We start from the raw sequence: 20940 nt of genomic DNA, 5'->3' as shown, positions 1-20940 counted from the left end.
AGGGAACCGGACGAAGCTTCGCAGCCCCGAAAAGGGCTGCGGACAGACCCATCACGCCTGAAGGAAACCGCACCATGAACCACGACGTCATCATCACCTGCGCACTCACCGGTGCTGGCGACACGACCGCCAAGAGCCCGCACGTGCCGGTCACCCCGAAACAAATCGCTGCCGCCGCCGTTGAAGCAGCCAAGGCCGGCGCCACCGTTGTGCATTGCCATGTGCGCGATCCGCAGACCGGCAAGTTCAGCCGTGACGTGGCGCTGTACCGCGAAGTGATGGAGCGCATCCGCGAGGCCGACGTCGACATCATCGTCAACCTCACCGCCGGCATGGGCGGCGACCTGGAAATCGGCGCCGGCGAGAACCCGATGGAGTTCGGCCCGAACACCGATCTGGTCGGCCCGTTGACTCGTCTGGCGCACGTTGAAGAGCTGTTGCCGGAAATCTGCACCCTCGATTGCGGCACGCTGAACTTCGGCGATGGCGACACCATTTACGTCTCCACACCGGCGCAACTGCGTGCCGGCGCCAAGCGCATCACCGAGTTGGGCGTGAAGGCCGAGCTGGAGATTTTCGACACCGGTCACCTGTGGTTCGCCAAGCAGATGATCAAGGAAGGTCTGCTCGATAACCCGTTGTTCCAGCTGTGCCTGGGCATCCCGTGGGGCGCGCCGGCGGATACCACCACCATGAAAGCCATGGTCGATAACCTGCCAGCCGACGCGGTATGGGCCGGCTTTGGCATTGGCCGGATGCAGATGCCGATGGCTGCGCAAGCGGTGTTGCTGGGCGGCAACGTACGGGTCGGGCTGGAGGACAACCTGTGGTTGGACAAAGGCGTGCTGGCGACCAACGGCCAATTGGTCGAGCGCGCCAGCGAGATCCTCAGCCGCCTCGGCGCCCGCGTGCTGACCCCGGCTGAGGGCCGCAAGAAAATGGGCCTGACCCAGCGCGGCTGACCTATCCCAAAAACGAGCCTGACTGGCCCCACTTTTAACCTGTAGGAGCTGCCGAAGGCTGCGATCTTTTGACTTTGATTTTTAGAAGCAAGATCAAAAGATCGCAGCCTTCGGCAGCTCCTACAGGGATCACCTTACTCGGGAAAAATCCAATGAGCTTTATCACCGAAATCAAAACCTTCGCCGCGCTGGGCAGCGGTGTCATCGGTAGTGGCTGGGTGGCCCGTGCCCTCGCCTATGGCCTCGACGTGGTGGCCTGGGATCCGGCGCCCGGCGCCGAAGCAGCACTGCGCAAACGCGTGGCCAATGCCTGGGGGGCCCTGGAGAAAAACGGTCTGGCGCCGGGCGCTTCGCAGGATCGCCTGCGCTTTGTCGCGACTATCGAAGAGTGCGTGCGCGATGCCGATTTCATTCAAGAAAGCGCCCCGGAACGTCTGGAGCTGAAACTTGATCTGCACAGCAAAATCAGCGCCGCAGCCAAGCCCAATGCGTTGATCGGTTCGAGTACGTCGGGCCTGTTGCCGAGCGAGTTCTACGAGAGTTCCACGCACCCGGAACGCTGCGTGGTCGGCCACCCGTTCAACCCGGTTTATCTGCTGCCTTTGGTAGAGGTAGTCGGCGGCAAGAACACCGCGCCGCAAGCCATTCAGGCAGCAATGAAAGTCTACGAATCCCTCGGCATGCGCCCGTTGCATGTGCGCAAGGAGGTGCCGGGGTTTATTGCCGACCGCTTGCTCGAAGCGCTATGGCGTGAAGCGCTGCACCTGGTCAACGACGGTGTCGCCACCACTGGCGAAATCGACGATGCGATCCGCTTTGGCGCCGGTCTACGCTGGTCGTTCATGGGCACATTCCTGACCTACACCCTGGCCGGTGGTGATGCGGGAATGCGCCACTTCATGTCGCAATTCGGCCCGGCGTTGCAGTTGCCGTGGACCTATCTGCCGGCGCCGGAGCTGACTGACAAGTTGATCGATGACGTGGTCGATGGCACCAGCGATCAGCTCGGCCGTCACAGTATTTCGGCGCTGGAGCGCTATCGTGATGATTGTTTGCTGGCTGTGCTGGAGGCGGTGAAGACCACCAAGGAGAAGCATGGGATGGCGTTCAGCGAGTGATATGTCTGCCGTGACATTGCAGCCCTCACCCTAGCCCTCTCCCAGAGGTAGAGGGGACTGACCGCGCTGATTGTTCGAGTTACGCCGACTTGCACCATCGAGCCGAACTCAGGACTCGAAAAGCTCGAAAATTTGCTCCCTTTCCCCCTCGCCCCCTTGGGGGAGAGGGCTGGGGTGAGGGGGTAGCTCTTGATCTTAACGACCCGCCCACTGCCGGAACCCAAACCATGCCCAACCTCACCACCTACCAAACCAGAATCATCCCCGACTGGGTCGACTACAACGGTCACCTGCGCGACGCCTTTTACCTGCTGATTTTCAGCTACGCCACCGACGCCCTGATGGATCGCCTCGGCATGGACAGCAACAACCGCGAAGCCAGCGGCCATTCACTGTTCACCCTTGAATTGCACCTCAATTACCTGCACGAAGTGAAGCTCGACACCGAAGTCGAAGTACGCACGCAAATCATTGGCCACGACAGCAAACGCCTGCACCTCTATCACTGCCTGCACAAGGTCGGTGAGGATCAGGAACTGGCCGGCAATGAACAAATGCTCTTGCACGTCGACCTCGCCGGCCCGCGCTCGGCGCCGTTCAGCGCGGACACCCTGAGCCGCCTGCAAAGCATCGTCGCCGAGCAGAAAGACTTGCCTGCTCCCGCTTACATCGGCCGCGTCATCGCGCTGCCGCCTGCAAGGTAAATCCATCGATCGCAAGGAGCCGCCATGAACACCGCTGCCGCTGTTGCCGATTTCCGTACTTATCCGTTGATCAGCGCGCTCGGTGGCGTGCAGAGCCTGGCGGATCGTGTTGCCATTGAATGGGCTGATGGTCGCGTCAGCCCGTTTCACCATGTCTGGTTGCGGGACAACTGCCCGTGTCCACAGTGCGTCTACAACATCACCCGCGAACAGGTCTTCGAGATTGTCGATGCCGCTGAAGACCTCAAACCCGCTGCCGCGCATATCGATACCCACGGCTGCCTACGCATCGACTGGCAGGACGGTCACCTCAGCCGTTTCGATCCGGGCTGGTTACGCGCGCACGCCTACGACGATGAATCCCGCGCCGAACGCTTGGCCGCCAAGCCCAAGCCTTATCTTTGGCGTAGCGATTTGCAGTTGCCGGTGTTCGAATACGTGGCACTGATGAACGATAACGCCGCGCTGCTGCAATGGCTGCTCGCCGTGCGCGACATCGGCCTGACGCAAGTGCGCGGCGTACCCAGCGAACCCGGTTCACTGAAACTTATCGCGCAGCGCATTTCCTTTATCCGCGAAAGCAACTTCGGCGTGCTGTTCAACGTGCAATCCAAGGCCGATGCCGACAGCAATGCCTACACCGCTTTCAATTTGCCGTTGCACACTGATCTGCCGACCCGTGAGCTGCAACCGGGGCTGCAATTTCTGCATTGCCTGGTAAATGACGCCGAGGGTGGCGAGAGTATTTTTGTCGACGGATTTTCGATTGCCGATGCGTTGCGCAGTGAGGACCCGGCAGCGTTTCAGGCGCTGTGTGAAATCCCCGTGGAGTTTCGCAACAAGGATCGCCATAGCGACTATCGCTGCCTGGCGCCGATCATTGCTTTGGATGCCTTGGGACGAGTGGCGGAAATTCGCATGGCGAACTTTTTGCGTGGCGCATTTGATACCTCGGTGGAGCAGATGTCGGTGTTGTATCGGGCGTATCGGCGGTTTATCGCGATGACGCGCGAGCCACGATTCCGGCTGATACAGCGGCTCAATCCTGGAGAGTTGTGGTGCTTTGATAATCGCCGCACGCTGCACGCGCGCAATGCCTTTGACCCGGCCACCGGAGCGCGGCACTTCCAAGGCTGCTATATCGATCGGGATGAGTTGTTATCGCGGATTCTGGTGCTGCAACGCTAAACCATAAAAAGATCGCAGCCTTCGGCAGCTCCTACATTGGAATGCGTTCCCTGTAGGAGCTGCCGAAGGCTGCGATCTTTGCTTTTATAAGCAGGCAAAAAAAGCCCCGATACCAGCCGTGACTGGATCGGGGCTCAAGCTACTGTTGAGGAGCTGCCGTGCGAGGGTGACCAAACCTTCGTGTTGCAAGCTGAGTTCAGTGTGCCCACTCCCTTGAGCGGCGAGTTAGCCGAAAACGACCTGTTCATAGCCGTCGCAGCCACTGCGACAAAACGCCCTTGCCGTGCCCCGACGTGGCTACCAGAATCGAGCCACGACCTCCGTTACCGAAGAAGGATGCGCGTCATGATGTATGCCGATTTGATCGATCAGGAAGATTTGCTGGGCCAGCTCAAAGCGTTGGGTATTCAAGTGCCCAGTGGCACGACCGCCGATCAGGCCTGCCAGTGCGCGGTGCGCGGTCTGGATAATGTTCGCGCGTTTGAACTGCGCAAAATGGTCAAGGATATGTACACCAGCGGCGCCAGCATTCAGCCGGCGGTACGTCAGGCGATCGACAAACAATTACTGCCGGCATTGGCGGACTACCAGCAAAGCCATAGCGCCTGACAGCAGATCAAAAGATCGCAGCCTTCGGCAGCTCCTACATTGGAACGCATATCCCTGTAGGAACTGCCGCAGGCTGCGATCTTTTGCCTTACAGCCTTACGCTGGCAAACGTCGATTCATTACGCGCCTGACTCAACGCCGACATCGGCCCCGACAGCGGCGACATCACGATGGCCTGCGGCAGCGGCAGCATCGCCACTTGCTGGGTGGTGTTGGAGCCTACTCGCTCGTCCCGCGGCGGAATGCCGAAGTATTCGCGGTAGCACTTGGAGAAGTGCGGCGTCGAGACAAAACCACACACCGACGCCACTTCGATGATCGACATCGGCGTCTGCTTGAGCAACTGCCGGGCGCGGATCAGACGCAGCTTCAAGTAGTAACGCGACGGCGAGCAGTGAAGGTATTTCTGGAACAACCGCTCCAGCTGTCGACGCGACACGGCGACGTACACCGCCAGTTCGTCGAGGTCGATCGGCTCTTCGAGGTTGGCTTCCATCAGCGCGACGATTTCCTGCAGCTTCGGCTGGTTGGTGCCGAGCATGTGCTTGAGCGGCACGCGCTGGTGATCCTGTTCGTTGCGGATGCGTTCGTAGACGAACATCTCCGAGATCGCGGCGGACAGTTCACGGCCGTGATCGCGGCTGATCAGGTGCAGCATCATGTCCAGCGGCGCGGTGCCGCCGGAGCTGGTGAAACGGTTACGGTCGAGGGTAAACAGACGCGTACTCATCGCCACGCGCGGGAAAGCTTCCTGCATCGCCGCCAGACATTCCCAGTGCACGCTGCAATCGAAACCGTCGAGCAGGCCGGCGCAAGCCAGTGCCCAACTGCCGGTGCACACGGCGCCGAGGCGCTTGGACTGACGCGCCTGGCTTTGCAGCCAGGAAACGTGCTCACGGGTAACGGTGCGTTGAATGCCGATACCGCCGCAGACAATCACGGTGTCCAGTGGCGGGGCTTTGTGCATGGAAGCGTCGGGAGTGATTTGCAGACCGTCACTGGCCCACACCTGGCCGCCATCGACGGTGAGGGTGCTCCAGCGATACAGCTCGCGACCGGACAATTGGTTGGCCATGCGCAGGGGTTCTACTGCGGAGGCCAGAGAAATCAGCGTGAAATTGTCCAGCAGCAGAAAGCCGATGGATTGAGGCGCACGGTTCTGGGGTTGGGCCCCGGAGTTGAACGACGTCATCGCGGTATCTCCTCACACAAAGCGGGTGATGGCCTCAGGCGGAGGCTCTTGTTATTGCCAGCGTTCTCGCGTGGGAGACGGGCTTTGTTATGACAGAGCAATTGCCATGCCTAAAATTGGATGGCCGTTCAATAACTCCTGAAAACGACGTCGCGACGTGTCTATTCGAGACGTCCGACGAAAGGTATTTCGAAGTGCCATCAGCGTCGGTGAAAGCCCTGCCCCGCAGCGTGTGAGCAAATCGGTAGCACTTGTGGGAACTGGCCTGCGTGCAGTTTGTGGGGAGTGTCACCGCAGGCACGGGTGACGGACGGTAGGGATGCAGATCATATGTAACAGGTGGGAAAGACTCTTATCTGTTTGCGACGCGCTAAAAGGTGGCGTGATTTATTGTCTGTGTTCACTTGATGAGCAATTTTGACTGGTCTGACGCTATCGCGAGCAGGCTCACTCCTACAGGGGAACGCGTTCCAAATGTAGGAGTGAGCCTGCTCGCGATTGAGGCGACTCGGTCTCAGCACTCAACCGCACTGACCGCCAGGCCACCCCGCGAGGTCTCCTTATATTTGTCATGCATGTCAGCGCCGGTATCACGCATGGTGCGGATCACCCGGTCCAGCGAGATAAAGTGCTGACCATCGCCGCGCAACGCCATCTGCGCCGCGTTGATCGCCTTTACCGCGGCAATCGCATTGCGCTCGATGCACGGCACTTGCACGAGGCCACCGACCGGATCGCAGGTCAGCCCGAGGTTATGTTCCAGGCCAATCTCCGCCGCGTTGCACAACTGCTCCGGTGTAGCGCCAAGAATCTCCGCCAGCCCCGCCGCCGCCATTGCGCACGCTGAACCGACCTCACCCTGACAGCCAACCTCAGCGCCAGAGATCGAAGCATTCTTCTTGCACAGAATCCCCACCGCCGCCGCACCCAGGAAGTAGTCGACCACATTGGCGTCCGTCACCGCTTCGCTGAACTTCATAAAATAGTGCAGCACCGCCGGAATAATTCCCGCCGCGCCATTGGTCGGCGCCGTGACCATGCGCCCGCCAGCCGCGTTTTCTTCATTAACCGCGAGGGCGAACAGGTTGACCCACTCCATGGCGCTGAGCGTCGAGCCGATCACATTGGGCTTACCCAGTTCCTGCAGGCTGCGATGCAACTTCGCCGCACGCCGGCGCACATTCAAACCGCCGGGCAGGATGCCTTCGTGCTTGAGCCCCTGCTCGACGCAATCCTGCATCGCCCGCCACAGCTTCATCAGACCGGTGCGAATCTCTTCTTCACTGCGCCAGACCTTTTCGTTGGCCATCATCAGTTCGGCAACGCGCAGGTTATTGTTCTTGCACAGCTCCAGCAGCTCGACCGCACTGGAAAAGTCATAAGGCAATTCAGTGCGATCCAGATCGACGACACCGCTGGAGGCCTGTTTTTGATCGACGACAAAACCGCCACCCACCGAATAGTAGGTATCGCGATGCAGTTCGCCGTGATCGCCCTCGGCCACAATGGTCATCGCATTGGGATGGAACGGCAGGTTCTCGTCGATCAGGCGCATGTCCCGCGCCCAGACAAACGGCACCGCCAGACGACCATCCAGTAAAAGAGTGTGGGTTTCGCGCAGCGCCTGAATGCGCGGGCCTATTTGCGCCGGGTCGATTGCGTCCGGCCACTCGCCCATCAGCCCCATGATCACCGCGTTGTCGCTGCCGTGACCGATGCCGGTGGCCGAAAGCGAACCGTACAGCTGCACTTCGATCCGCCGTACCTGCTCCAGCTGATGCTCGTCCCTTAGCGACTCGACAAATAACGCCGCCGCGCGCATCGGCCCGACGGTGTGGGAACTGGACGGGCCGATGCCGATTTTGAACAGGTCGAAAACGCTGATAGCCATTGCTGCAGAGCTCCTGAGGATACCGGTCCGGGACGCAAAAGCGCCCGCTGGCGGAGCTGCTACGCTCAAGCTGCGTTCCGCCGGAATGCCCGCATCATCAGGCTTTTGTCGGGACGCACGGCGTCTGACACCGACGCACTCATGTCCACCAGCGCCGCGCCGTTTTCGCCCCGGTTTTTCGACGTTTTTGTGCGGTTCAGATGGCCATTCGGGGCAGAAAAAAGCTGTAAACGACGTCACTGACACTGGATGCGACCATCCCTGTACTGGATACGACCCCCCCTGTAGGCGTCAGATTTTCACTGGTACATGATCGTTATGACTCGATTGCAAGGCGCCGTGACAGAGCTGTCTCCAGAACGCCATCCAACCGCAACCTATAAGTGCGGTGGTCCACAGTCGGAACACTGCCAAAAAAAACACCAAGGAGTCCATCCATGAAAGGTTCCCCATCGTTGTTGTTGGCCGCCATGCTGAGTCTGCCGTTACTGGCGCAAGCTGCAGAACCGGCGCAGTGCAGTACCGTTAACTTCTCTGATGTCGGCTGGACCGACATCACCGCCACCACCGCCACCACCTCCGTAGTCCTCAACGCCCTCGGCTACAAGACCAAGACCACCATGATCTCCGTGCCCGTGACCTACAAGTCGCTGGCCGACGGCAAGAACATGGATGTGTTCCTCGGCAACTGGATGCCGACCATGGAAAACGACATCAAGGCTTACCGCGATGCCGGCACTGTGGAAACCGTGCGCACCAATCTCAAGGGCGCCAAGTACACCCTCGCCGTGCCGCAAGCCCTGTATGACAAAGGTCTGCATGACTTCGCCGACATCGCCAAATTCAAGAAAGAACTCGACGGCAAAATCTACGGCATCGAGCCTGGCAACGACGGTAACCGTCTGATCCAGAGCATGATCGACAAAGACGCCTTCGGCCTGAAGACCGCGGGTTTCAAAGTCGTCGAATCCTCCGAAGCGGGCATGCTCTCGCAGGTTGACCGCGCGCAAAAACGCGACACCGCCGTGGTCTTCCTCGGCTGGGCGCCGCACCCGATGAACAAGCGCTTCAAGATTCAATACCTGACCGGTGGCGATGATTTCTTCGGCCCCGATTTCGGTGCGGCGACCGTGGCAACCAACACCCGCAAGGGTTACGCCGCGGAATGCAGCAACGTCGGTCAGTTGCTGAAGAACCTGGAGTTCACCGTCGACATGGAAAGCGAACTGATGGGCAACATCCTCGACGACAAGATGAAGCCTGACGCGGCCGCCAAGGCCTGGCTGAAAAAGAATCCACAAGTGCTCGATACCTGGCTCGCTGGCGTGACCACCATTGACGGTAAACCTGGCCTGGAGGCCGTGAAAGCCAAGCTTCAGTAATCGCTTATGCCGGGTGGGCTCGCCCACCCGGGCTGTTTATTTCCTTGCATGCGGACGTTCACTACCATGCTGATTGATCAGAAAATACCTTTAGGCCAGTACATCGCGGGCTTCGTTGAATGGTTGACGCAACACGGCGCCAACACCTTCGACGCAATCGCCGTGACCCTGGAAACGATGATCCACGGCGTGACGTTTGCGCTGACCTGGTTCAACCCACTGGTCTTGATTGGCCTGATCGCCCTGCTCGCGCACCTGATCCAGCGCAAATGGGGATTGACCGCTTTCGTGATCGCCTCCTTCCTGCTGATCCTCAATCTGGGGTACTGGCAGGAAACCATGGAAACCCTCGCCCAGGTCATGTTCGCGACCCTGGTCTGCGTGGTCATCGGCGTGCCGCTGGGCATCGTCGCTGCGCACAAACCGATGTTCTACACTGTCATGCGTCCGGTACTCGATCTGATGCAGACCGTACCGACCTTCGTTTACCTCATTCCTACCCTGACCCTCTTCGGGCTGGGTGTGGTCCCGGGCCTGATCTCTACGGTGGTGTTCGCCATCGCTGCGCCGATCCGCCTGACCTACCTGGGCATCCGCGATGTCCCGCAAGAACTGATGGACGCCGGCAAAGCCTTCGGCTGCTCGCGTCGCCAATTGCTCTCACGGATCGAACTGCCTCACGCCATGCCGAGCATCGCAGCCGGCATCACCCAGTGCATCATGCTGTCGCTGTCGATGGTGGTGATCGCCGCACTGGTGGGCGCCGACGGACTCGGCAAACCGGTGGTCAACGCACTGAACACTGCTGATATCGCTCTGGGCTTCGAAGCGGGCCTGGCGATCGTACTGCTGGCGATCATGCTCGACCGTATCTGCAAACAACCCGACGCCAAAGTAGGGGGTGACGCATGAGCATAATTCGCTTCGAAGACGTTGACGTAATCTTCTCCAAAGATCCGCGCGAGGCACTCAAGCTGCTCGATCAGGGCATGACCCGCAACGAGATCCTGAAGAAGACCGGACAGATCGTCGGTGTGGAAAAAGCCACGCTGGACATCAACAAAGGCGAGATCTGCGTGCTGATGGGCCTGTCCGGTTCCGGCAAGTCGAGCCTGCTGCGCTGCATCAACGGACTCAACACCGTGAGCCGCGGCAAGTTGTTCGTCGAGCATGAAAACCGCCAGATCGACATCGCCTCCTGCACCCCGGCCGAGCTGAAAATGATGCGCACCAAACGCATCGCCATGGTGTTCCAGAAGTTCGCCCTGATGCCGTGGTTGACGGTGCGCGAGAACATCAGTTTCGGTCTGGAAATGCAGGGTCGCCCGGAGAAGGAGCGCAAGAAACTGGTCGACGAAAAACTCGAACTGGTTGGCCTGACCCAATGGCGCAACAAGAAGCCTGACGAACTCTCCGGCGGCATGCAGCAGCGTGTCGGTCTGGCGCGGGCGCTGGCGATGGACGCCGACATTCTGCTGATGGACGAACCGTTCTCGGCGCTCGACCCGCTGATCCGTCAGGGTCTGCAGGATGAACTGCTGGAGCTGCAACGCAAGCTCAACAAGACCATCGTGTTTGTGAGTCACGACCTTGATGAGGCGCTCAAATTGGGTAGCCGCATCGCGATCATGAAAGACGGCCGGATCATCCAGTACAGCGTGCCGGAAGAGATCGTGCTGAACCCGGCGGACGACTATGTGCGCACCTTCGTCGCACACACCAATCCGCTCAACGTGCTCTGCGGCCGCAGCCTGATGCGCACACTGGACAAGTGCAAACGTATCAACGGTTCGGTGTGTCTCGATCCGGGCGGCGATTCGTGGCTGGACCTGGCCGAAGGCAACACCATCAAGGGCGCGCGGCAGAATGGTTCGGTGCTGAACCTGCAGAACTGGGCACCGGGACAAGCGGTGGAAGGGCTAGAGCGCAAGCCGACACTGGTGGACTCGAACATCGGTATGCGCGATGCGCTGCAGATTCGTTATCAGACCGGCAACAAGCTGGTGCTGCACGATGACAATCATGTGGTGGGGATCCTGGGCGACAGCGAGCTGTATCACGCGCTGTTGGGCAAGAACCTCGGTTAAGGCGGGATAAAAAAAGGGATCGCGGTGAGCGATCCCTTTTTTATTGGGTCAGGGAAAAGCCCCTCATCGGAACGCCGCCCGCCTAGCCCTCTCCCGGAGGGAGAGGGGACTGACCGAGTTGTACTTTCGAGCTACACCGACCTGAGAAATCGAATCGAACTCAGGTCTTGAAAAGCCCCCGATCTGCTCCCTTTCCCCCTCTCCCTTGGGGAGAGGGTTGGGGTGAGGGGGCTTTTGACTTTAGCTGTACACCCGGCCAAGGAGCTGCCGATGGCTTTCAAACTGATCGAGCACATCGCGTGTGATCTGATCCTGCGTGAAGCCCATCAGGTCGTAATCCTGGCTGCCGTTGTGCAGATAAACTTCAGCGCGGTAGTAACGCTGGCGCGCTTCATCGGACTGCGCCGATTCGGTCGGGGTCGCCAGATAGCCGTCAAGGCTCACTTCGTAAACGAAAGGGTTGCCCTCTTCCATCTCGACGCGCACGCCCATGCAGCGTTTGGATTTACCCAACAGCGTCTGCACTTCCAGACCCTGCGCACGCATCTGCGCGGTGGCATCTTCCAGCGCCGGGCTGACTTGCTTGTCCATGAAGCGCTGCACTACCGATTGGCTCGGTTGCAGGTCCAGTTGCGTCAGACGCTCGCTGAAACCACGACGACCGCGCTCCGCCAGTTGCGCCTGCTCCTGTTCGATCTGCACGTCCTGGCGCATCGCCTTGTGCAGGCCGAACATGAAGAACACCAGCACCACCGAGAACGGCAGACCGGCCAGCACCACCATGGTTTGCATGGCTTCGAAGTTACCGGCAAACAGCAGACCGATAGTCACCAGGGTGATCACCACCGACCAGAAGATCCGCAGCCAGTGCGGCGCATCTTCGTCGACGTTGCCGCCCTTGCAGGACAGATTCGCCATCATCACCGCGCCGGAGTCGGCCGGGGTCAGGAACAGCACGAAGCCAACAAAGATCGACACACCGATGACGACTTTCGACGCCGGGTAGTGTTCAAGCAACTGATAGATCGCCATCGACGGCTGTTCCAGCGCCGTCTTGCCGAGCTCCACCGCGCCATGGTTCATCACCAGATCCAGTGCCGAGTTACCGAAGATCGACAGCCAGGCCAGTGTGAAGCCCAGCGGAATCAGCAGCACGCCAGCCACCAGCTCACGGACGGTACGACCACGGGAAATACGCGCGATGAACATGCCGACGAATGGCGCCCAGGAAATCCACCACGCCCAGTAGAACAGAGTCCACAGGCCCATCCAGCGCTCGGACTTGGCGTTGTCGCCTTCGTACACATAAAGGTCGAAGGTTTTCAGCACGATGCCATTGAGGTAGTCACCGATGTTTTGCACGAAGCCGTTGAGCAGGTGCAAGGTCGGGCCGAACAGCAGGACGAAAATCAGCAGGCCGCTGAACAGCACGATGTTCAGGTTGGACAGACGACGGATGCCGTTTTCCACGCCGGACACGGCAGCGATGGTCGCCACGGTACTCATCACGATGATCACGATCAGCAGATTGGTGTTGCTGTGTTCCATGCCGAACAGGTTTTCCAGACCCGACGATACTTGCAGCGAACCAATCCCCAGGTTCGTCACCAGACCCAGCAGCGTTACGAACATGCCGAAACCGTCCACCGCGTGACCGGCCGCGCCCTTGACCCAACGCTCGCCCACCAGCGGATACAGCGCCGAGCGCAACGCCAGCGGCTGGTTATGACGGTAAGCAAAATACGCCACGGCCAGACCGACCAGTGCATAGATCGCCCAGCCATGCAGGCCCCAATGCAGGAAGGTCAGCTGTACCGCCTGACGCGCGGCCAGGTTGCTGGCCGAGGCGCCTTCCGGCGGATTGAAGTAGTGATCCAGTGGCTCGGACGCGCCGAAGTACAGCAGCGAAATACCGATACCCGACGAGAACAGCATCCCCGCCCAGGCGCCGTAACTGAAATCCGGGGTGTCGTCCTTGCTGCCCAGTTTGAGTTTGCCGTAAGAGGAAAACGCCAGGCCCACCACAAACACCAGATAGGCGGCGATGACCACCATGTAGTACCAGCCGAAGCTGCGCGACAACCAGGCCTGAGCGATACCCAACAGTCTGCCGGCCTCTTGCGGGGCGATAATCAGAATGGCGGTCAACAACAGAATCAGCGCGGTAGAGGTGTAAAACACCCAACCGTTGACCGTCACCTTCTCGGGCGGGGTCTTTATAAGCGAGGCAGAACTCATGGCACAAATGCTCCAGGCAGTGCGAGAGAAGAACACAAGGCAACACGGAACCCGACCAATCGGTTAGTTGGCAGCCGACCGGCGGGTGATATAAAGACACCCCGAAAAATGCCCGAACCTGCCGAAATGGCGCTGCGAATCGCTTTCGTGGCCGAAGGTGGACGGACGTTCATCCGAAACCTGGCCCTGAGCGTCTTGCCCTTTCAACACGTCCATCGAATCGCGAACCGCGCCATGCCCCATAAAGGTTTCGAGCATTTTCGGATGTCGGTTTTATCGCCACTTACACGTAGGAAAAATCTGTAGGCAGCGACGATTTGTCGCAGATCTTATTCTTTGTTGATTGAACGTTCAATCAAAACAAAATAGACTGGCCGTCAATCCGATAGGCGTCATTCGTCGCTCGGAAGGCCTAAGGAGATGTGCAAGATGCCCAAGGTCGGTATGCAACCCATCCGCCGCCAACAACTGATCGAAGCCACTTTGCAGGCGGTCGATCAGGTCGGAATGGGGGACGCCAGCATTGCGCTGATCGCCCGTTTGGCCGGTGTCTCGAATGGCATCATCAGTCATTACTTTCAGGACAAGAACGGCCTGATTGCCGCCACGATGCGGTATCTGATGACCGCCCTCAGCGAGAGCGTCACCGCGCGCCGTCAGGCGCTGGCAGATGACAGCCCACGGGCGCATCTGCAGGTGATCATCGAAGGCAACTTCGACGCCAGCCAGGTCAATGGCCCGGCAATGAAAACCTGGCTGGCCTTCTGGGCCACCAGCATGCACCAGCCGTCTTTGCACAGGTTGCAGCGGATCAACGATCACCGTCTGTATTCCAACCTGTGTTGTCAGTTCCGCCGTGTGTTGTCGCTCGAAGATGCGCGCAGCGCAGCGCGGGGGCTGGCAGCGTTGATTGACGGCTTGTGGTTGCGCGGCGCTTTGTCGGGAGACGCTTTCGACACGGCGCAGGCGCAACAGATCGCTTACGAATACATGGATTTCCAATTGGCCAAGAAGGTGAGCTAGAGCACACAGAAAACGCTCGGCCCCTGAACGCCACCGCAGCCTTATCGCGGTGGTCAACGCCAACCACCAATGCACTTGCGAGGACACTATGGCCCGTTTCGAACTGCAAAAACTTTACATCGATGGCGCGTACTCTGACGCCGGCAGCGATGCCACCTTCGAAGCCATCAACCCGGCTAACGGTGAAGTCCTCGCACTGGTGCAACGTGCGACCAAGGAAGACGTCGAGCGCGCCGTGGTCAGCGCTGAAAAGGGCCAGAAAATCTGGGCCGCGATGACCGCCATGGAGCGCTCGCGCATCCTGCGTCGCGCCGTCGACATCCTGCGCGAGCGCAACGATGAACTGGCCGCGCTGGAAACCCTGGACACCGGTAAATCCTTCTCCGAAACCAAATACGTCGACATCGTTACCGGTGCTGACGTGCTGGAATATTACGCAGGCCTGGTGCCGGCCATCGAAGGCGAGCAGATCCCGCTGCGTGACACTTCTTTCGTCTACACCCGTCGCGAGCCGCTGGGCGTGGTTGCCGGCATCGGCGCGTGGAACTACCCGATCCAGATCGCCCTGTGGAAATCCGCTCCAGCCCTGGCTGCCGGTAACGCGATGATCTTCAAACCAAGCGAAGTCACCTCGCTGACCACCCTGAAACTGGCCGAGATCTACACCGAAGCCGGCGTTCCAAATGGCGTGTTCAACGTACTGACCGGCAGCGGCCGTGAAGTCGGCACCTGGCTGACCGAGCACCCGCGCATCGAAAAAATCTCCTTCACCGGCGGCACCGACACTGGCAAGAAGGTTATGGCCAGCGCTTCGGCTTCGTCGCTGAAAGACGTGACCATGGAACTGGGCGGCAAATCCCCGCTGATCATCTGCGACGACGCCGATCTTGATCGCGCTGCCGACACCGCGATGATGGCCAACTTCTACAGCTCCGGTCAGGTCTGCACCAACGGCACTCGCGTGTTCGTACCGGCGCATCTGAAAGCCGCTTTCGAAGCCAAGATCGTTGAACGCGTTGCGCGCATCCGCATTGGCAACCCGGAAGACGAAAACACCAACTTCGGCCCGCTGGTCAGCTTCGCGCACATGGAAAGCGTGCTGGGCTACATCGCCAAGGGTAAAGAGCAAGGCGCCCGCGTGCTGTGCGGCGGCGACCGTCTGACCGACGGCGAATTCGCCAAAGGCGCATTCGTTGCTCCGACCGTGTTCACCGATTGCACCGACGACATGACCATCGTTCGTGAAGAAATCTTTGGCCCAGTGATGGCGATCCTCTCCTACGAGACCGAAGAAGAAGTGATCCGCCGCGCCAACGACACCGACTTCGGCCTGGCCGCCGGTATCGTCACCAAAGACCTGAACCGCGCCCACCGCGTGATTCATCAACTGGAAGCCGGTATCTGCTGGATCAACGCCTGGGGCGAGTCCGACGCAAAAATGCCGGTCGGCGGTTACAAGCAGTCGGGTGTTGGCCGTGAAAATGGCATCAGCTCTCTCAATAACTTCACGCGCATCAAGTCCGTGCAAGTCGAACTGGGTGAGTACGTTTCAGTTTTCTGATGAGCTGATCAGCTCCAAGCGGCAAGTTTCAAGCTGCAAGTAAAAGCAGTTTGGGTTTGCCGCCCTCCCCGATTTCGAAGCCACAGCTCGCCGCTTTTACTTGCAGCTAGAAGCTTGTGACTTGTAGCTCCCTCAGGAGAACTTATGACTCAAGAATACGACTACATCATCATAGGGGCCGGCTCTGCAGGTAACACACTTGCGACCCGTCTGACTGAAGACGCCGGCGTCACCGTTCTGCTGCTTGAAGCAGGCGGCCCGGACTACCGTTTCGACTTCCGCACGCAAATGCCGGCGGCACTGGCATTCCCGCTGCAAGGTCGTCGTTACAACTGGGCGTACGAAACCGATCCAGAGCCACACATGGACGGTCGTCGGATGGAATGCGGTCGCGGCAAAGGCCTCGGCGGTTCCTCGCTGATCAACGGCATGTGCTACATCCGCGGTAACGCCATGGACTACGACGGCTGGGCGAAACTGCCAGGCCTGGAAAACTGGTCGTACCTCGACTGCCTGCCGTACTTCCGCAAAGCCGAAACCCGCGACATCGGCCCGAACGACTACCACGGTGGTGAAGGCCCGGTCAGCGTGACCACGCCGAAGGCGGGCAACAACCCGCTGTTCCACGCCATGGTTGAAGCCGGCGTGCAAGCCGGTTACCCGCGCACCGAAGACCTGAACGGTTACCAGCAGGAAGGCTTCGGCCCGATGGACCGCACCGTCACGCCGAACGGCCGTCGTGCTTCCACCGCCCGTGGTTACCTCGACGTCGCCAAGAAGCGCTCGACCCTGACCATCGTCACCCACGCCCTGACCGACAAGATCCTGTTTGAGGGCAAGCGTGCCGTTGGCGTGCGTTACCTGGTCGGCGACGCTGAAGAGCGCGTTGAAGTCAAAGCGCGCAAAGAAGTGCTGCTGTGCTCCGGCGCCATCGCTTCGCCGCAGATTCTGCAGCGCTCCGGTGTCGGCCCTGCCGAGCTGCTGAAGTCGCTCGACATCCCGGTCGTTCACGATCTACCGGGCGTCGGTGAAAACCTGCAGGATCACCTTGAGCTGTACCTGCAATACGCTTGCACTCAGCCGGTTTCGCTGTACCCGTCGCTGCTCTGGTACAACCAGCCAGCCATCGGTGCGGAATGGCTGTTCAACGGCACCGGCATCGGCGCCAGCAACCAGTTCGAAGCAGGCGGTTTCATCCGTTCGCGTCCGGAATTCGAATGGCCGAACATCCAGTACCACTTCCTGCCGGTAGCGATTAACTACAACGGCAGCAACGGTGTGAAAGAGCACGGTTTCCAGGCGCACATGGGTTCCATGCGTTCGCCAAGCCGTGGTCGCATCCAGGCCAAGTCGAAAGACCCGCGCCAGCACCCGAGCATCCTGTTCAACTACATGGCCACCGAGCAGGACTGGCAGGAATTCCGCGACGGCATCCGCCTGACCCGCGAAATCATGCAACAGCCTGCGCTCGACGCCTTCCGTGGCCGCGAAATCAGCCCGGGCATCGAAGTGCAAACCGATGAGCAGCTGGACAAGTTCATCCGCGAGCACGCCGAAACTGCGTTCCACCCGTCCTGCTCGTGCAAGATGGGCACCGACGAGATGGCCGTAGTGGATGGCGAAGGTCGCGTGCACGGTATTCAGAGCCTGCGTGTGGTCGATGCCTCGATCATGCCGATCATCACCACCGGCAACCTGAACGCGCCGACGATCATGATCGCCGAGAAAATCGCCGACAAGATCCGTGGCCGTCAGCCGCTGCCGCGTAGCACCGCTGCTTACTATGTAGCGGGCGATGCGCCGGTAAAGGGCAAGCCGATGCGTGATATCACCCCGGTTGCTCAGTAAGACTTGGTACCGCATCAAGGCTGATCGCGAGCAGGCTCACTCCTACAAGGATCTCCAGTGAACACAAACTCTGTGGACACTGGAGATTAACTGTAGGAGTGAGCCTGCTCGCGATGAGGCCCTACAATTCAGCACAAATCCCTCTGCTTCAAGTAAATCCTCCTACACCCCCTCTTCACTTGATCCTACCCCCACGCAGGCCTACTCTAGACCTCGCGCAACCGTTTCACCCCCTCCCCGCCGCCGCTTTACCGCTTCCCCCTGACAAGGAGGTTCCCGAATGTTCGATTTCCACCCCCAGCTCAAGCAGCGCTTCGCTGCCTTGCGCACGGGCGCTGAGTTCTTTTCCCTGCGGTATGTACGCGAGTCCGGGCAGTACCTGTCAGTGCGCAAGAACGTCGCCGAACCGCCGAGCCTGAGCCGCGACGAAGGCGCAATGCTCACCGTGCGCGTCAATGGCGTTGAGGCCTACGCGGCGACCAACGATCTCTCGCAACAAGGCCTGCAAGCCGCGCTTGAACGCGCTGAGATTCAGGCCCGCCGCCTGAAGCCGCACGCCTTGCTCGACCTGCGCGATCAGCCAGTGTCCAGCGATCGCGCTGATTACTTTTCGCCCAATCTTGAACAACCCTTCCCGTCCCTGAGCGAATGCTTCGAGCTGCTCGGCGCGGAATCCGCCTCGGTGCCAAAGGATGAGCGCCTGGTGAATTGGCAAGTGAGCATCGGCATTACTCACGTCGAACAGATCTATCTGAGCAGCGCCGGGGCTGAATTGCGTCAGGCCCAGCGCTTCGTCTACCCGGGCCTTGACGTCACCGCTTACGACGGCAACGACAGCCAGACCCGCAGCCTCGGCCGCGAGAACTTCGGCCAACAGGGCGGCGCAGACGTTATCAGCCGCTGCGGTTTGATCGGTGCCGGCCCACAGGTTGCCGATCAGGCGCTGCAACTGCTGCTTGCACCGAATACCCCGCAAGGCCCGCGCGACCTGCTGTTGATGCCCGATCAAATGATGCTGCAAATCCACGAATCCATCGGCCACCCGCTGGAACTCGACCGCATCCTCGGTGATGAACGCAATTACGCCGGCACCAGTTTCGTCAAAGCCAGCGACTTCGGCAGCCTGCAATACGGCTCGAAACTGCTCAACGTGACGTTCGATCCGGGCATTCCCGAAGAACTCGCCAGCTATGGCCACGATGACGATGGCAGCAAGGCCAGCAAACAATTCCTGATCCGCGATGGCCTGTTGTTGCGCCCGCTGGGCGGTGCGCTGTCGCAATTCCGCGCCGGTCTTGATGGCGTTGCCAACAGCCGCGCTTGCGGCTGGAACCGGCCGCCGATCGACCGCATGGCCAACCTCAACATCGAGCCGGGCGATCAGCCGCTGAACAAACTGATCGAAGGCATCGAGCACGGCATCCTGATGAGCACCAACCGCTCATGGTCGATCGACGATGCGCGCAACAAATTCCAGTTCGGCTGTGAATGGGGCCAGTTGATCGAGAACGGTGAACTCAAAGGTGTGGTGAAAAACCCGAACTACCGGGCAATTTCCGCGCACTTCTGGAAAAGCCTGCGCGCCGTCGGCGACGCCAACACCGTCAAGGTGCTGGGCACGCCGAACTGCGGCAAGGGCGAACCAAACCAGGTGATCCGCGTCGGCCACGCTTCGCCGGCCTGCGTATTCAGCAACGTTGATGTATTTGGGGGAGACGCCTGATGAGCATTTCGAAGAGTCAGTCCGACGCCTTCAAGGTCATGGTCAATTGGCTGCGCGACAGCGTGCGCGAGCCGGAGCAGTTCACCCTCAGCTACGCCGCCGAATCCTCGGCGTTCGTGCGTTTCAACCACGCCAAAGTGCGTCAGGCCGGGCAAGTACAGCAAGCCAACATCGTTCTGAAGCTGATCAACGACGGGCGTCACGCCGACCTGCAAGTCACCCTGTCCGGCGATCAGGAAGGCGATCTGCGACGCCTCGCCGAAGGCCTGCAGCAACTGCGCGAAACCCTGCCGCTGCTGCCGCAGGATCCGTATCTGTTGCTCAACCACACCGGCTGGCAGAGCCAGAACGTGCAGGAGCATCCGCTGCCGGACACCGAACAGGTTGTCGATGAAATCTGCGCCGCTGCTGAAGGTCTGGACTTGGTGGGCTTCTATGCCGCTGGCCCGATCAGCCGTGGTTTCGCCAGTTCTTCAGGGGCGTTCGGTTGGCATCAGGCCAACAGCTTCAACTTCGATTTCAGCCTGTTCCACGACAACGGTGAAGCGGTTAAGGCCAGCTACGCCGGGCATGACTGGAGCAGCGAAGGTTTCGCCAAGCGCTTTGCTCAGGCACGTGAGCAACTGGAGTTTCTCGGCCGTCCGCTGCGCACCTTGGCGCCGGGGCAGTACCGCGCGTATCTGGCACCGGCAGCGCTGGAAGAAATCATGGGCATGTTGAGCTGGGGCGGTTTCTCGGCGCAGTCGATTGCCAGCAAAAGCAGCCCATTGCAGAAGTTGTATGTCGGCGATCAGGCATTCAGTCCGCTGGTGTCGCTGGATGAGAAAGTCAGCGAATCGTTGAGTCCGGCGTTTTCCGGCGAAGGTTATCCACGCAGTGATTTGCGTTTGATCGTCGAAGGCAAGGCTGGCGATCAACTGGTCGGCTCACGCAGTGCCGCTGAATACGGTCTGGCCGCCAACGGTGCCGGCGGCGGTGAAATGCCCAGTGCGTTGAACATGGCGGCGGGGGAGCTGTCGCAAGCAGAGATCCTCAAGCAGTTGGGTACCGGGCTGTACATCAGCAACCTGTGGTACCTGAACTACTCGGATCAACCGGCGGCGCGCATGACTGGCATGACCCGCTTCGCGACTTTCTGGGTCGAAAACGGCGAGATCCAGGCACCGGTCAGCACCATGCGTTTCGATGACAGCGCCTACAGCCTGCTCGGTTCGCAGCTCGAAGCGCTGACCGCCGAGCGCGAGTTGCTGCTGTCGGCGAGTACGTACAGCCAGCGCAATACCTCGTCGGCATTGCTGCCGGGGGCGCTGGTCAGCCGTTTGACCCTGACCCTATAAACGCAAGACCTGTGGGAGCGAGCCTGCTCGCGAAAGCGGTAGCTCAGTCGACATCAATGTGTTGAATGAAATGGCCT

Annotated in this window: 17 protein-coding genes; 13 read left to right on the top strand and 4 right to left on the bottom strand. The window is 59.9% G+C overall.

The window, feature by feature from the left end:
• Window positions 1-74 precede the first annotated feature (74 nt).
• The 5 genes from ACI514_RS27805 (at window position 75) to ACI514_RS27785 (ending at window position 4581) form a co-directional block, all read left to right on the top strand.
• Window positions 75-962, top strand: coding sequence for a 3-keto-5-aminohexanoate cleavage protein (locus ACI514_RS27805; RefSeq protein WP_123454174.1), 888 nt, complete (start codon window positions 75-77; stop codon window positions 960-962).
• 152 nt (window positions 963-1114) lie between these two features.
• Complete coding sequence (locus ACI514_RS27800; RefSeq protein WP_160059710.1) at window positions 1115-2080, top strand: L-carnitine dehydrogenase; 966 nt, start codon at window positions 1115-1117, stop codon at window positions 2078-2080.
• Between the two features lie 227 nt (window positions 2081-2307).
• Entirely contained in the window at window positions 2308-2784 is a 477-nt protein-coding gene (locus ACI514_RS27795; RefSeq protein ID WP_405122740.1) for a thioesterase family protein, read from the top strand.
• A 24-nt stretch (window positions 2785-2808) separates the two neighbouring features.
• Window positions 2809-3972: a gamma-butyrobetaine dioxygenase gene (locus tag ACI514_RS27790; RefSeq protein WP_405122739.1), complete on the top strand. Its 1164-nt coding sequence runs from the start codon at window positions 2809-2811 to the stop codon at window positions 3970-3972.
• Window positions 3973-4317: 345 nt separating this feature from the next.
• Window positions 4318-4581 (top strand): hypothetical protein, encoded by a 264-nt coding sequence (locus ACI514_RS27785; protein WP_160059713.1) that lies wholly within the window; start codon window positions 4318-4320, stop codon window positions 4579-4581.
• 88 nt (window positions 4582-4669) lie between these two features.
• On the opposite strand, the gene ACI514_RS27780 is transcribed toward ACI514_RS27785, so the two are convergent.
• Window positions 4670-5773, bottom strand: coding sequence for a GlxA family transcriptional regulator (locus ACI514_RS27780; protein WP_007949927.1), 1104 nt, complete (start codon window positions 5771-5773; stop codon window positions 4670-4672).
• A 514-nt stretch (window positions 5774-6287) separates the two neighbouring features.
• The gene (locus ACI514_RS27775) at window positions 6288-7664 is read right to left on the bottom strand and encodes an L-serine ammonia-lyase (protein WP_405122738.1); all 1377 of its coding nucleotides are present in this window, start codon (window positions 7662-7664) and stop codon (window positions 6288-6290) included.
• 437 nt (window positions 7665-8101) lie between these two features.
• Here ACI514_RS27775 and ACI514_RS27770 point away from each other — a divergent pair, with 437 nt between their 5' ends.
• From ACI514_RS27770 to choV, 3 genes are all read left to right on the top strand, one after another.
• Window positions 8102-9046 carry a choline ABC transporter substrate-binding protein gene (locus tag ACI514_RS27770; RefSeq protein ID WP_064119194.1) on the top strand — a complete coding sequence of 315 codons (945 nt, stop codon included), beginning with the start codon at window positions 8102-8104 and terminating at the stop codon, window positions 9044-9046.
• Between the two features lie 66 nt (window positions 9047-9112).
• Entirely contained in the window at window positions 9113-9958 is an 846-nt protein-coding gene (gene choW, locus ACI514_RS27765; RefSeq protein WP_016983941.1) for a choline ABC transporter permease subunit, read from the top strand.
• Window positions 9955-11133, top strand: a complete 1179-nt coding sequence (gene choV / locus ACI514_RS27760; protein ID WP_064119193.1) for a choline ABC transporter ATP-binding protein — start codon at window positions 9955-9957, stop codon at window positions 11131-11133. Before choW ends, choV begins: the two co-directional genes overlap by 4 nt.
• 240 nt (window positions 11134-11373) lie before the next feature.
• Here the strand turns inward: choV and betT are convergent, their stop codons facing one another.
• Window positions 11374-13371, bottom strand: coding sequence for a choline BCCT transporter BetT (gene betT, locus ACI514_RS27755; protein ID WP_038363124.1), 1998 nt, complete (start codon window positions 13369-13371; stop codon window positions 11374-11376).
• A 63-nt stretch (window positions 13372-13434) separates the two neighbouring features.
• Complete coding sequence (locus ACI514_RS27750; protein ID WP_160059716.1) at window positions 13435-13629, bottom strand: hypothetical protein; 195 nt, start codon at window positions 13627-13629, stop codon at window positions 13435-13437.
• 171 nt (window positions 13630-13800) lie between these two features.
• On the opposite strand from ACI514_RS27750, the gene betI reads away from it, so the two are divergent.
• From betI to ACI514_RS27725, 5 genes are all read left to right on the top strand, one after another.
• Window positions 13801-14394 (top strand): transcriptional regulator BetI, encoded by a 594-nt coding sequence (gene betI / locus ACI514_RS27745; RefSeq protein WP_007918292.1) that lies wholly within the window; start codon window positions 13801-13803, stop codon window positions 14392-14394.
• A gap of 88 nt (window positions 14395-14482) precedes the next feature.
• Complete coding sequence (gene betB / locus ACI514_RS27740) at window positions 14483-15955, top strand: betaine-aldehyde dehydrogenase (protein ID WP_160059717.1); 1473 nt, start codon at window positions 14483-14485, stop codon at window positions 15953-15955.
• Between the two features lie 144 nt (window positions 15956-16099).
• A complete protein-coding gene (gene betA / locus ACI514_RS27735) occupies window positions 16100-17803 on the top strand; it encodes a choline dehydrogenase (RefSeq protein WP_405122737.1) in 1704 nt (567 codons plus the stop codon).
• 280 nt (window positions 17804-18083) lie between these two features.
• Complete coding sequence (locus tag ACI514_RS27730; RefSeq protein ID WP_160059719.1) at window positions 18084-19526, top strand: TldD/PmbA family protein; 1443 nt, start codon at window positions 18084-18086, stop codon at window positions 19524-19526.
• Complete coding sequence (locus ACI514_RS27725) at window positions 19526-20863, top strand: TldD/PmbA family protein (protein ID WP_405122736.1); 1338 nt, start codon at window positions 19526-19528, stop codon at window positions 20861-20863. The genes ACI514_RS27730 and ACI514_RS27725 overlap by 1 nt, the downstream gene beginning before the upstream one ends.
• The last annotated feature ends 77 nt before the right edge of the window (window positions 20864-20940 follow it).

The sequence above is a fragment of the Pseudomonas sp. M20 genome (assembly GCF_045037865.1).
In the GTDB taxonomy this organism is placed as follows: Bacteria; Pseudomonadota; Gammaproteobacteria; order Pseudomonadales; family Pseudomonadaceae; genus Aquipseudomonas.
Note: the sequence above shows the minus strand (reverse complement) of the source record. Positions and strands in the feature narration are given on the sequence as shown.

Coding starts and splice junctions, on each gene's coding strand:
- ACI514_RS27785 (WP_160059713.1), top strand. CDS start 4,318: ATGATGTATGCCGATTTGATCGATCAGGAAGATTTGCTGGGCCAGCTC.
- ACI514_RS27780 (WP_007949927.1), bottom strand. CDS start 5,773: ATGACGTCGTTCAACTCCGGGGCCCAACCCCAGAACCGTGCGCCTCAA.
- choW (WP_016983941.1), top strand. CDS start 9,113: ATGCTGATTGATCAGAAAATACCTTTAGGCCAGTACATCGCGGGCTTC.
- ACI514_RS27790 (WP_405122739.1), top strand. CDS start 2,809: ATGAACACCGCTGCCGCTGTTGCCGATTTCCGTACTTATCCGTTGATC.
- betT (WP_038363124.1), bottom strand. CDS start 13,371: ATGAGTTCTGCCTCGCTTATAAAGACCCCGCCCGAGAAGGTGACGGTC.
- choV (WP_064119193.1), top strand. CDS start 9,955: ATGAGCATAATTCGCTTCGAAGACGTTGACGTAATCTTCTCCAAAGAT.
- betI (WP_007918292.1), top strand. CDS start 13,801: ATGCCCAAGGTCGGTATGCAACCCATCCGCCGCCAACAACTGATCGAA.
- ACI514_RS27775 (WP_405122738.1), bottom strand. CDS start 7,664: ATGGCTATCAGCGTTTTCGACCTGTTCAAAATCGGCATCGGCCCGTCC.
- ACI514_RS27730 (WP_160059719.1), top strand. CDS start 18,084: ATGTTCGATTTCCACCCCCAGCTCAAGCAGCGCTTCGCTGCCTTGCGC.
- ACI514_RS27805 (WP_123454174.1), top strand. CDS start 75: ATGAACCACGACGTCATCATCACCTGCGCACTCACCGGTGCTGGCGAC.
- ACI514_RS27750 (WP_160059716.1), bottom strand. CDS start 13,629: ATGCTCGAAACCTTTATGGGGCATGGCGCGGTTCGCGATTCGATGGAC.
- betB (WP_160059717.1), top strand. CDS start 14,483: ATGGCCCGTTTCGAACTGCAAAAACTTTACATCGATGGCGCGTACTCT.
- ACI514_RS27770 (WP_064119194.1), top strand. CDS start 8,102: ATGAAAGGTTCCCCATCGTTGTTGTTGGCCGCCATGCTGAGTCTGCCG.
- ACI514_RS27800 (WP_160059710.1), top strand. CDS start 1,115: ATGAGCTTTATCACCGAAATCAAAACCTTCGCCGCGCTGGGCAGCGGT.
- ACI514_RS27725 (WP_405122736.1), top strand. CDS start 19,526: ATGAGCATTTCGAAGAGTCAGTCCGACGCCTTCAAGGTCATGGTCAAT.
- ACI514_RS27795 (WP_405122740.1), top strand. CDS start 2,308: ATGCCCAACCTCACCACCTACCAAACCAGAATCATCCCCGACTGGGTC.
- betA (WP_405122737.1), top strand. CDS start 16,100: ATGACTCAAGAATACGACTACATCATCATAGGGGCCGGCTCTGCAGGT.